The following is an 11,646-nucleotide window of genomic DNA, read 5'->3' as shown; positions in this document are numbered from 1 at the left end:
GGCGGCTCGACGCCGGGGGTGATGGTCGACGGAGGCGGGGTGCCGCCCGATGGAGACGGCTCCCGGCGCTTCCGTTTTGTCCCCGGTCGTAACCGCTCTCGGGGGAATGGCCTTGGGGTTTCCGCATATTGACGTGGCGTCAGGGCAGGCTTAGGTTCACATCGGCTTGCAAGAACTTTCAGCAAGAGCGCGTGCGCGGGTTGCGGGGTGTCGTCGGTCGGCGGGTCTTCGGCCGGCGCGGGGCGTCGCTTTTCTCGGGGTGTTGTTCCCGAGTGCGGCGGTTCGTCGTGCGTCGAAAGGTGATCCGGGTGGGCGTCGAGAATATCGGTAATCGGATGAATGCCGGATATGAGATCAATGCCGGTATTGACGTTGGCGTTGACGCCGGACTCGCAGGCGCGGCCGTGGTCGGCGATGTGTTCGCGACGCGGTACGGCGCGGTGCGCGGGCATCGACGCGTTCCGGACGTGGTCGCGATCCTCGGCATTCGGTACGCCGCCCCACCCTTCGGCGTCGACCGGTTCCGCGAACCCCGGGCGCCGGCGACGTGGACCGGGATCCGCGACGGCGCGCGCTTCGGGCCGATCGCCCCGCAATCGGCACGCCTCCCGGGCACACCCGTGTGGTCACCGGGGGACGAGGACGTGCTCACCGTCAACGTCTGGACCCCGGCCCTCGCCGGCGCCCGGCTGCCCGTCCTGGTCTGGATCCACGGCGGCGCCCATACCTTCGGCTCCTCCGCGCAGCCCGACTTCGACGGTGTGGCCCTGGCCCGGGCCGGACTGGTCGTGGTCACCGCCAACCACCGGCTGGGCTTCGAGGGCTTCGGGCACGTACCGGCCGGCGCGGGCGCCGGCCTTCCCGACAACCGGGGCCTGCTCGACCAGGTCGCCGCGCTGCGCTGGGTCCGGGACAACATCGCGGGCTTCGGCGGCGACCCCGACAACGTCACGGTGGCGGGTCAGTCCTCCGGTGCCACTGCCGCGGCCTGCCTGATGGTGATGGAGCGCGCGCGGGGCCTGTTCCGCCGCGTCATCGCGCACAGCCCCGCTGCTCCGATCCACTCGCGCGAGCTCGCCGCCGCGACGACGGCCGAAGTCGCGGCGGCGGCCGGCTGCCGGGCCACCGCCGAGGCGCTGACGGCGGCGACGCCCGGCGCGCTGGTGGCCGCTTGCGATCGGGTCGTCGACGGCTACCGGCGCGATCCACACTCCGGCCGCCGGCACTACGACCCGGTCATCCACGCACCGGTGGTCGACGGCGACGTGCTGCCCGCCGACCCGCTCACCGGCCTGGCCGACGGTCGGGCGCGGGGAGTGGACCTGCTGGTCTGCCACACCGCGGAGGAGTATTGGCTCCTCGACGCCGTGGGCAGCAGCGCGAAGGTCACCACCGAACGGCAACTGGCCGTCTTCGCGGCCGACTTCGACCTGCCCGAGGCCTTGGTGACGGCGTACCGCGCGGCGATGCCGCAGGCGCCGGTCCTGGACGTCTACCTCACGCTTCTCGGCGAGGTGATGTTCGGCGAGTACAGCCGGCGCCTGGCCGAACGGCACGCCCGCGCGGGTGGCCGGGCCTTCCTGTCCCGCTTCACCCGCCGTCCGGACGCCCCGGGTGCGGTGCCGCGCGCCTGGCACTGCGCGGACGTCCCCTTCGCGTTCGGCAACCTCGATCTCGACGAGGTGCGATTCCTCATCGGCGGCCCACCCGACGACGCGGACCGCCGACTCTCGCAACGCATGCTTCGTAGCTGGGCCACCTTCGCCGCCGGCGGCGACCCCGGCTGGCCGCACCTGGACGACACGAGCCGGCACACCCACATCTGGGACACGCGGGACCGGCCCCACGCACCCGTCCACGCACCCTGGACCGACGTGGACTTCGGCCCGTTGTGCCCGTGATCACGCGCCCGACCCCAACGGCTCGCCGTCCCGGGCGCGGGCGCTCGGGCCGCGTCCGTTCGTCCGTCCGTTCGTTCGAGCGGATGGGCGGGCGCCGGGCGGGGCGGGGCACGCGTCGGGTGTGGTGGGTGGCTGCGCGTGGGTTCGGCGCCGGGCGTTCGGTCGGCGGGGACGGCCCGCCCCGATGGGGCAGTTGATCGGAGTCGACCGATCGGCGCCGGAAGTGAGGCGATGGTTTCGGTATTGGTGGGATGCGCCACATTCGACGACGCTGAGCCCCGGGTTTTCCGGACTTCACGGGCGTCGGTGATCAAGTGTCCGTAATGCCCTATCGACAGTGTCATGGGATTAACTTAGGCTCACCTAAGTCCCGGCGTGTCGCTCTGTCGACGTGCCCACCTTTCATGTCTTTTGCACGCCTGACAGGCGACTGCCCCGCACGATGGGAGTGGTATGTCGCAGGGTCTTCCTGATGACGCACCGTTGGTCCTCGACCTCGCCGACTTCCGCTTCGGATCGTTCGACACGGCCGCGTCGGTCGTACTCGGCGGGTACGGGGTGCGCGTCGACGGGCGGGGCGCGGTCGGGGAGTTCGGCTTTCGTCGGTCGTGTGTCCCCGATGGATCGAAGGGATGACGCGCGTCGATTCGGGCACGGCCGCCGTCGAGCACGCCGTGCACGTCGTGCCCACCGGCGCGGAGATCCGGCGCCGACGGGTGGTGGGTCTGGTCGCGCTCGTGGCGGTCCTCGTGGTCGCGGCGCTGGTGTCGCTGGTCGTCGGTGCGCGGGCGTTGAGTCCGGCCGAGGTGTGGCACGGGTTGTTCGCGGAGCCGGACGCGGACCAGCGGCAGAACGAGGTCAGGCTCATCGTGCAGACCGTGCGGGTGCCCCGGACGGTGCTCGCGATCGTGGTGGGCGTCGCGTTGGGGGTGGGCGGAGCGCTGATCCAGGGCTACACCCGCAACCCGATCGCCGACACGGGCTTGCTGGGGGTGAACGCCGGCGCCTCCTTCGCGGTGGTCTCGGTGGTCTCCGTGTTCGGGTTCGCCGACCCGACGCAGTATGTCTGGTTCGCCTTCCTCGGCGCGGGGGTTGCCGGTGTCGTCGTGTTCGGGTTGGCGAGTATCGGCCGGGGCGCCGGCAACCCGTTGACGCTGGCACTGGCCGGGCAGGGCATCACGGTGTTCCTCGCGGCGATGACCACCGCGGTCGCGTTGTCGGACAAGGCGTCGCTGAACGCGCTGCGATTCTGGAACTCGGGCTCGGTGACCGGTGTCGGATTCGACGTCATCCGGCCGGTGGCCGCTTTCGTCGGGGTCGGGTTGGTGTTGGCACTGGCCACGCTTCCCACCATCAACCTGCTCAACCTCGGTGACGACGTGGCGCGGGGGCTGGGCGTGAACATCACGCGAAGCCGGATCATCGGCATCGTCGCCATCACCCTGCTGGCGGGCGCGGCGACCGCGGCGTGCGGTCCGATCGCGTTCCTGGGTCTCATGGTGGCCCACGTGGCCCGGTATCTGACCGGGCCGGACTACCGCTGGTCGGTGCCGTACGCGGGTCTGCTCGGTGCCGTCGTGCTCCTGGTCTGCGATGTCGTGGGGCGGGTCGTGGCGCGGCCGGGCGAGTTGGACGCGGGTGTCGTCGTCGCCCTCCTGGGCGCCCCGTTCTTCGCGGCCCTGGTGTGGCGCGGAAAGTTCAAGAGGACATGAGCGCGACAGACGTCGAACGATCGCCGATACCGGGTGTACGGCTGGGGCACGTGTCGTTCGTGTGGCGACCCCGAATGGTGCTCGTCACGCTGCTGTTGGCGGCGGCGACCTTCCTGGTGTTCTGCCTGTCCATCGGCATCGGGGACTTCCCCATCGGCCTACCGCAGGTGGTCGCCACCATCGTCGGCCGGGGTGAGCAGGTCGACGAGTTCGTGATCATGGACCTGCGGATGCCGCGTGCCATGGCCGGTCTCGTGGTGGGGATCGCGCTGGGGGTGTCCGGGGCGATCACGCAGTCGATCGCCCGTAATCCGTTGGCCAGTCCGGACGTTCTGGGCGTCACCGGGGGCGCCAGTGCGGTCGCGGTGTTCCTGGTGACGGTGTCGGGCGGGGCGTCCGCGGCGATCGCGGGCACCGTGGGGCTGTCCGCGGCGGCGCTCGCGGGTGGTCTCGGCGCGGGTCTGCTGGTGTACGTCCTGTCGTGGCGGCGCGGGATCGACGGCCTCCGTCTCATCCTGATCGGCATCTCGGTGAGCGCCGTGACTCAGGCCGTCACGACCTGGCTGCTGGTCTCGGCCGACATCAGGGATGTGGCCCGGGCCCAGGCGTGGTTGGTCGGCTCGCTGGAGGATCGATCGTGGGACGAGGTCCGGATCGCGCTGTGGTGCACGCTCGTCCTGATGATCGTCGTGGCGGTCGTCGCGTTCCAGTTCAAGCCGCTGCACTTCGGCGACGACGTCGCCGCGGGCCTGGGCGTGCGGTACGCGGCGGTGCGCGCGGTCCTGCTGTTGTGCGCGGTACTGCTGGCCGGTGTGGCGGTGAGCGCGGCGGGTCCCGTCCCGTTCGTCGCGCTGGTGGCGCCGCAGGTGGCGATGCGGCTGGCGCGATGCCCGACACCGCCGATGGTCGCCTCCGCTCTGGTGGGGGCGTTGTTGCTGATCGGCTCGGACCTGGTCGCGCGTACGGCGTTGCCGATCACGCTCCCGGTCGGCGTGGTCACCGCCGCGATCGGCGGCCCGTTCCTCGTGTATCTGCTGGTGCGGGCGAATCTCAGGTAGCCGACGCGGACACAGCCGGCGCGGCCGGTGCGGGCAGCCGCAGACCATGACGAGCCGAGACGGCGGATACGGCGGATTCCGCAGACGCAAGGTCGAGCAAAACCGAGACAAGGGGACGTAGTGGCCGCTCAGTTCATGACCGAGACCGAAGGCGGGTCCGACGTCGACCACATGTCACGGCTGGCGGCCGAGGGCGTCACGGTGGGGTACGGCGGCCGGGTCGTCATCGACGGCCTCGACGTGGTGATACCGCCGCGGCTGGTCACCACGATCATCGGGCCCAACGGCTGTGGGAAGTCGACCCTGTTGCGGACCCTGTCGCGGCTGCTCAAGCCGACCAAGGGCATGGTGCTGCTGGACGGCGACGACATCGGCAGGCTCAAGACCAAGGAAGTGGCGAAGAGGCTCGGGCTGTTGCCGCAGGCCCCGGTCGCGCCGGAGGGGCTGACGGTGGCCGACCTGGTCGCCACGGGCCGCCATCCGCACCAGAGTTGGCTGCGCCAGTGGTCGTCGGACGACGCCGCCGTGGTGGAGCGCGCGCTGGCCATGACCGGGGTGGCCGACCTGGCGGACCGCCCGGTCGACGCGCTGTCCGGCGGTCAGCGTCAGCGGGTCTGGATCTCGATGACCCTGGTCCAGGGCACCGACCTGCTGCTGCTGGACGAGCCGACCACCTACCTGGACCTGGCGCACGCCATCGACGTACTCGACCTGGTGGACGATCTGCACGAGGCGGGGCGCACCGTGGTCATGGTCCTGCACGATCTCAACCTGGCCACGCGCTACAGCGACAACCTCATCGTGATGAAGGCGGGGGCGATCCTGGCGCAGGGGCACCCGCGGGACGTGATCACCGCCGAGTTGCTGTACGAGGCGTTCGGGCTGCGTGCGCGAGTGATCGACGACCCGGTGGGCGACCGGCCGCTGATCGTGCCGATCGGCCGTACGCACGTGGTGGTCGGCCAGGGGTCCGACGAAGATCAAAAATAGGAAGACCAACGACAACTTAGGCTAGCCTTGCCTAAGTTGTACCTGTATGGTTTGCCTGCCCTTTAACAAGAGGGGCGGCGAACGGCACGAAAGCAAGGGATTTCGGATGCTCCACCATCGAACGACGCGTATGGGGTCCCGGCGACGATTGGCGGCGATATTGTCCGCCGCGGCGCTCGGAGTCGGCCTTCTCACAGGCTGCGGTTCCGACTCGGACGACAAGGACAAGAAGGCGGACACGTCGAGCGGCAACGCCCCGGTCGCCGCCGCCGACGGCGTCTTCCCGGTCACGGTGGAGCACGCGTTCGGATCCACGAAGGTGACCAAGGCACCCAAGCGGGTCGTCTCCGTGGGCTACACCGACGACCAGGCCATCCTGGCACTCGGCATCAAGCCGGTCGGCATGGTCGACCAGTACCCCAACCCGCCGGGCAAGACCCCCGACGTCAACACCCAGTGGGCCTGGACCAAGGACAAGTGGGGCGACACCCGCCCCGAGGTCGTGATGAACAACGGGGACTCCGCCCCCAATTACGAGAAGATCGCCGCTCTGCGGCCGGATCTGATCATCGCGGTCTACTCCGAGATCGACCAGGCCGCCTACGACAAGCTCGCCAGGATCGCCCCGACGGTGGGCCGCACCAAGGCCGAGAAAGAGCCGTTCAGCGCGCCGTGGCAGGACAACGCGATCCACATCGCCAAGGCGCTCGGCAAGTCCGACGAGGGCACCAGGATGGTGCAGGGCATCCAGGACAAGCTGGACGCGGCCCGCAAGGCGCACCCGGAGTTCGCCAACCAGACCGCCGTCGCGGTGTCCTGGTACAAGGACTCGCTCGCGCCGTTCACCACCACCGACGTGCGCGGACGACTGCTGACGGGCATCGGCTTCAAGGGCGCGACGGAGATCGACAAGATCGCGGACGGCAAGTTCTTCACGGTGCTCTCCCCCGAGCGCATGGATCTGCTCAACGTCGACCGCATCTTCGTCATCAACGACCAGGCGGACCAGGACGCGCTGAAGAAGTTCCAGCTCTTCACCAACCTGCCCGCGGTCAAGAACGGGAAGGTGTCGTACCTGCTGGACGGCGAGGGCCCGGCGGTCGGCGCGGCCATGTCCCAGGGCACGTTGTTGTCCCTGCCGTACGCCATCGACGAACTCGTCAAGGCGGCCGGCTAGTCATGTCGATCGGCATAATCCGTCCCCGGCCCGCCTCGGGCCGGGGATGAGTACCACCGACACGCGTCCGGCGCCGGCGACCCTGCGCACGGCGACCGGACGCCGGGCCACCCGATGGGTCGCGGCGCACTGCCGCGAAGTGCCGTGGCTGACCGCCGGAACCGTGCTCACCACGGTGGCCGGGGCGGCGCTCCAAGTGCTTCCCGTGCTCCTGCTCGGCCGGGTGGTCGACGGCGTGATCGAGGGCGAATCACGCTCGATCCTGGTCACCATCGGGCTGTTGCTGGTGGCCGCCGCGCTCCTGGGCGCGGCGGCCGGCGCGGCGTCGACGTACCTGATCGGACGGCTGGGCGCGGACCTGCTCGCGCGGCTGCGCGAAGGCGCGGTCCGGGCGGTGCTGGGCATGCCGAGCGCACGGATCGAGCAGGTCGGCCGAGGCGACGTGCTCTCCCGGGTCGGCGACGACGTGGCCGTGCTGTCCAAGGGCATCCGAGCGGCCGTCCCCACGGTGTTCTCGGCCGGGGTGCTGGTCGTCATCGCCACCGCCGGGATGTTCGGACTGGACTGGCGACTGGGACTGGCGGGCGCCGGGGCGCTGCCCGCGTACGCGCTGGCCCTGCGCTGGTATCTGCCCCGGTCCGCCCCGCTCTACCGGAAGCAGCGGGTGGCGCAGGCCGACCGCGCGCAGGCGTTGATCAGCGGGTTGGACGGGATCGACACGGTCCGGGCGTACCGCCTCGAGGACACCTTCCGGGAGAAGGTCACCCGCGAGTCGTGGCGGGTGCGCGAACTCGGCATCGAGGTGTTCCGGTTCTTCGGCCGGTTCGTCGGCCGGGAGAACCGCGCCGAGTTCATCGGGCTGGTCCTGATCATCGTGGTCGGCTACGCCCTGTTGGAGGCCGATGCCGCCACCCTGGGCGAGGTGTCGGCGGCCCCGCTGATGTTCCACCGGCTGTTCACCCCGCTGGGCTCCATCATGTTCACCTTCGACGAGGCGCAGAAGTCGGGCGCGAGCCTGACCCGGCTGGTCGGGGTGCTGGAGGAGGCGGGCGAGGATCGGCTGGTGGGCGACGCGGGTGTCGCGACCGCGGGCGTCGGGTCGGCGGAGGGCGCGTCCTCGGACGTTGCGGTTGCCGGCGTCGGGTCCGCGGAAGCCGCGTCCCCGGGCGCCGCGTTCGTGGACGGCGCGCCGTACTCGGTGACGGTGCGAGGGCTGACGTTTCGCTATCCCGACACCGAGGAGCCGGTTCTGCGGGACGTCGACCTGACGATCCCGGGCGGTGGTTCGCTCGCGCTGGTGGGGGCGACGGGTGCGGGCAAGTCGACGCTGGCCGCGCTGATCGCGGGCATCGGCACGCCGCAGGCCGGGTCGGTGTGCGTGGGGTCGACCGACCTCGCCGATCCGGACGAGGCCGGGGCACGGGCCCTGGTGAGCATCCTGACCCAGGAGACGCACGTCTTCTCCGGCTCCCTCGCCGACGATCTGCGGCTGGCCGCGCCGGAGGCGACCGACGCCGAACTGACACACGCGTTGCGTACGGTCGGCGCCGACGGCTGGGTCGACGCGCTGCCCGACGGGCTGAACACCGCGGTCGGCGAGGGCGGCGAACGCCTGGACGTCACCAAGGTCGCCCAGATCGCGCTGGCACGGCTGGTGCTGGGCCGGTCGCCGGTGGTGGTGCTCGACGAGTCGACCGCGGAGGCGGGCAGCGCGGGCGCGGCCGAACTGGAGCGGGCCGTGCGAGCCGCGTGCGCGGGCCGGACCACGTTGTTCGTGGCGCACCGGCTGACCCAGGCGATGGCGGCGGACCGGATCGCCGTGTTGGACGCGGGACGCGTCGTGGAGGAGGGGACGCACGAGGAGTTGGTGGCGCTGGGCGGGCGGTACGCCCGGCTGTGGCGGGCCTGGCGGGAAGGTGGTTGACGGGCGGCTCCGTCCATCCCGCGAACCCCGCGAACTCCGCCTGCCCCGCGAACCCTGTGAACCGTGTGAACCCCGAGAGCTCCGCGAGTCCCGCGAACTCCGCCGACCGGAAAGCGAATGCCCGTCACCTCGATGAACACTCCCGACACGCAGCGGCCCCGCTCGGGGTCCGCCATCCTGCGCACCGCGATGCGTCGCAACGCCGGGGCCATGACCTGGGGCACCGTCCTCATGGGCATGTACCAGGCGGGAGAGACCGCCTTCCCCATCGCGATCGGCCTGATCGTCGAACACACGTTGCGGGATCGAAGCCTGGGCTCACTCGCCCTGGCGATCGCCGCGCTGGCCGTGATCATCACGACCGTGTCGTTGTCGTGGCGGTTCGGGATGCGCATCCTGCAGAAGGCCAACACGACCGAGGCGCACCACTGGCGGGTGGAGGTCGCGGCGTGCGGTCTCCAGCCGGTGGCCAGGGACGTCGACCTCAAGTCCGGCGAGGTGCTCACCATCGCCACCGAGGACGCCGACCAGACCGCCGACATCATCGAAGTGGTGCCGCTGCTGATCAGCTCCCTGGTCGCGGTACTGGTCGCGGCGATCGCGCTGGGTCTGGCCGACATCCGGCTCGGCCTGCTGGTGATCGTGGGGACCGTCGCGATCCTGTCCATTCTGAGCGTGATGTCCAAGCGCATCGGCGCCAGTACGCGTGAACAGCAGGCCCGGGTGGCCCGGGCGGGCGCGAAGGTCGCCGACCTGATCACCGGCCTGCGCCCGCTGCACGGCTTCGGCGGCAACCACGCGGCATTCCTGTCCTACCGAAAGGTCAGCGCGGAGGCGCGGCGCCAGGCGATCACCGTCGCCGGGGTGAACGGCGCGTACGCGGGCACCGCCCAGGCCCTCAACGCGATCCTTGCCGTCGCGGTGACCGTGACGGCGGGTCTGCTGGCGTTCGACGGCTCGATCACGATCGGTCAACTCGTCATGGCCGTGGGGCTGGCGCAGTTCATCATGGAACCGCTCAAGCTCTTCTCGGACATGCCGAAGTACGTGATGATCGCGCGCGCGTCGGCCGAGCGAATGGCGCTGGTGTTGGCCGCGCCGCCGGCGACCACCCCGGGTTCGGGGCGCCCGACGGCGGGCGGAGACCTCGAGATCGACTGCGTGCGATACGGGTCGCTGCACAAGGTGAAGTTCCGGGTGGGCCCCGGCGAGTTCGTGGCGATCGCCGCCTACCAGCCGCGCGCGGCGGCCGAACTCGCGTCGATCCTGGCCGTACAGGTCCCGCCCGACGCCTACGAGGGAGTCGTACGGGTCGGCGGGCAGGAGATCGCGGACCTGTCGATCGAGGCGGTCCGAGAGCACATGCTGGTGAACCCGTACGACGGGGAGATCTTCGCGGGCACGCTCCGTACGAACATCGACCCGTCGGGCGGCAGTCGGATCATCCCCGAGGCCGTCGAGGCGTCCATGCTGACCGACGTCGTCGCCCTGCACCGCGAAGGACTCGAGTACGGCGTCCGCGACCGCGGCGCGAACCTGTCCGGAGGGCAGCGGCAACGGCTGTCCCTGGCCCGCGCCCTCGCCGCCGACACCGACGTCCTCGTCCTGCACAATCCGACGACGGCCGTCGACGCGGTCACCGAACAGTTCATCGCGCGCAACGTCGCGAAGCTGCGCCGAGGCCGCACGACCATCGTGATCACCGGCAGCCCGGCCCTCCTGGACGTCGCGGACCGTGTCCTGGTCCTGGACGACGGCGTCATCACGGCCGAGGACACCCATCGGAACCTGCTCGCCACGGACGCGGACTACTGCTCGGCCGTGGCGCGATGACCCGGGGGCGACGACTCATCGCGTGGCGGACGATCGATGGTGCGGGCGCCGGTCGATCGAGTGGGTGTCGATTGCTCGAGCGGGTGTCGATCGGCGGGTGTCCTGCGGGAGGATGACCCGCATGCAATTCCTCTTGATCGCCCACGACGGAACCGACGAGCACGCCGCGGCCCGTCGGCTCGCGGCCAGGCCACGGCACATCGAACTCGGCGACACGATGGTCGCCGCGGGGCGGATGTTGTTCGGTACGGCGATCCTCGACGCCGATGGACGGATGATCGGATCGATGTTGGTCCTGGACTTCCCCACGCGCGCGGAGCTCGACGCCTGGTTGGCGGTCGAGCCGTACATGACCGGCGATGTCTGGCGGGACGTCGACATTCGCCCGTGTGCGGTGGGGCCGTCCTTCGGCGGCGCGGCGGGGCCTGGGCCGGGGCCGCGCTGAACGCACCCGAAGTCGTCATATCGGCGGGCGTCGTTCGCGTGCGGTGACGGCGCCCCGGTCGAGCGGGTCCACCGCGATCACGGCGCGCCGTGCGACCACGGCGTACCTCGCGATGGCCGGGATCGGCGGGATCGGCGTCAGCGCGCGAACTTCGCGACGGCGGCCGGGGTGACCGGGGTGAAGAAGTTGACGAGGTTGCCGTCCGGGTCGCGGAACAGGAGCGCGCGGTTGCCCCAGGGCATCGTGGTGGGCTCGTTGACGAAGTCCGCCACGAAGCCGGTCAGGTTCCGGTACACGCCGTCCACGTCGTCGACGCGGAATTCGAGGATGACGCTGCGGTTGTCCGCCGGGTGGGCGGAGCCGGGCGCGAACAGTGGGACGGTGCGGGTGCCGGCGATCGCGAGGGTGGCGGAGGCGGTCCTGAGCTCGGCGAAGTCCTCGGTGGCCCAGTCGGCCCGCACGCCGGTGGCGCGCTCGTAGAAGTCGACGAGGCGGGCCACGTCGGCGGTGATGATGCGGATCGAGACGAAGTCCATCGGGGGTCTCTCCTGGCTGGTGATCGGTGATCGGTGATCGGGGATCGGTGATCGGTCGGTGCTTGCGATC

At 70.7% G+C, this 11,646-nt stretch carries 9 protein-coding genes; 8 read left to right on the top strand and 1 reads right to left on the bottom strand.

What is annotated here, in order from left to right; translation table 11 throughout:
- Positions 1-416 precede the first annotated feature (416 nt).
- From OG948_RS41625 to OG948_RS41590, 8 genes are all read left to right on the top strand, one after another.
- Positions 417-1,901 carry a carboxylesterase/lipase family protein gene (locus OG948_RS41625; protein WP_406300891.1) on the top strand — a complete coding sequence of 495 codons (1,485 nt, stop codon included), beginning with the start codon at positions 417-419 and terminating at the stop codon, positions 1,899-1,901.
- A 632-nt stretch (positions 1,902-2,533) separates the two neighbouring features.
- Positions 2,534-3,613: an iron ABC transporter permease gene (locus tag OG948_RS41620; protein ID WP_331770173.1), complete on the top strand. Its 1,080-nt coding sequence runs from the start codon at positions 2,534-2,536 to the stop codon at positions 3,611-3,613.
- The gene (locus OG948_RS41615) at positions 3,610-4,671 is read left to right on the top strand and encodes an iron chelate uptake ABC transporter family permease subunit (RefSeq protein ID WP_331770172.1); all 1,062 of its coding nucleotides are present in this window, start codon (positions 3,610-3,612) and stop codon (positions 4,669-4,671) included. The genes OG948_RS41620 and OG948_RS41615 overlap by 4 nt, the downstream gene beginning before the upstream one ends.
- 120 nt (positions 4,672-4,791) lie before the next feature.
- Positions 4,792-5,661 carry an ABC transporter ATP-binding protein gene (locus tag OG948_RS41610; protein ID WP_331770171.1) on the top strand — a complete coding sequence of 290 codons (870 nt, stop codon included), beginning with the start codon at positions 4,792-4,794 and terminating at the stop codon, positions 5,659-5,661.
- Positions 5,662-5,767: 106 nt separating this feature from the next.
- Complete coding sequence (locus OG948_RS41605) at positions 5,768-6,838, top strand: iron-siderophore ABC transporter substrate-binding protein (RefSeq protein WP_331770170.1); 1,071 nt, start codon at positions 5,768-5,770, stop codon at positions 6,836-6,838.
- A 46-nt stretch (positions 6,839-6,884) separates the two neighbouring features.
- Complete coding sequence (locus OG948_RS41600) at positions 6,885-8,762, top strand: ABC transporter ATP-binding protein (RefSeq protein WP_331770169.1); 1,878 nt, start codon at positions 6,885-6,887, stop codon at positions 8,760-8,762.
- 132 nt (positions 8,763-8,894) lie between these two features.
- Positions 8,895-10,595, top strand: a complete 1,701-nt coding sequence (locus OG948_RS41595) for an ABC transporter ATP-binding protein (protein ID WP_331773477.1) — start codon at positions 8,895-8,897, stop codon at positions 10,593-10,595.
- Positions 10,596-10,716: 121 nt separating this feature from the next.
- A complete protein-coding gene (locus OG948_RS41590) occupies positions 10,717-11,040 on the top strand; it encodes a YciI family protein (RefSeq protein WP_331770168.1) in 324 nt (107 codons plus the stop codon).
- 137 nt (positions 11,041-11,177) lie between these two features.
- Here OG948_RS41590 and OG948_RS41585 read toward each other — a convergent pair whose 3' ends face one another.
- A complete protein-coding gene (locus tag OG948_RS41585; RefSeq protein ID WP_331770167.1) occupies positions 11,178-11,576 on the bottom strand; it encodes a VOC family protein in 399 nt (132 codons plus the stop codon).
- Positions 11,577-11,646 lie beyond the last annotated feature (70 nt).

It is taken from the genome of Embleya sp. NBC_00888, from assembly GCF_045207655.1.
In the GTDB taxonomy this organism is placed as follows: Bacteria; Actinomycetota; Actinomycetes; order Streptomycetales; family Streptomycetaceae; genus Embleya.
Note: the sequence above shows the minus strand (reverse complement) of the source record. Positions and strands in the feature narration are given on the sequence as shown.

What these genes read in the sequence shown, in the direction of transcription:
- OG948_RS41620 (WP_331770173.1), top strand. Translation starts at nt 2,534, where the DNA reads ATGACGCGCGTCGATTCGGGCACGGCCGCCGTCGAGCACGCCGTGCAC.
- OG948_RS41615 (WP_331770172.1), top strand. Translation starts at nt 3,610, where the DNA reads ATGAGCGCGACAGACGTCGAACGATCGCCGATACCGGGTGTACGGCTG.
- OG948_RS41605 (WP_331770170.1), top strand. Translation starts at nt 5,768, where the DNA reads ATGCTCCACCATCGAACGACGCGTATGGGGTCCCGGCGACGATTGGCG.
- OG948_RS41600 (WP_331770169.1), top strand. Translation starts at nt 6,885, where the DNA reads ATGAGTACCACCGACACGCGTCCGGCGCCGGCGACCCTGCGCACGGCG.
- OG948_RS41595 (WP_331773477.1), top strand. Translation starts at nt 8,895, where the DNA reads ATGAACACTCCCGACACGCAGCGGCCCCGCTCGGGGTCCGCCATCCTG.
- OG948_RS41590 (WP_331770168.1), top strand. Translation starts at nt 10,717, where the DNA reads ATGCAATTCCTCTTGATCGCCCACGACGGAACCGACGAGCACGCCGCG.
- OG948_RS41585 (WP_331770167.1), bottom strand. Translation starts at nt 11,576, where the DNA reads ATGGACTTCGTCTCGATCCGCATCATCACCGCCGACGTGGCCCGCCTC.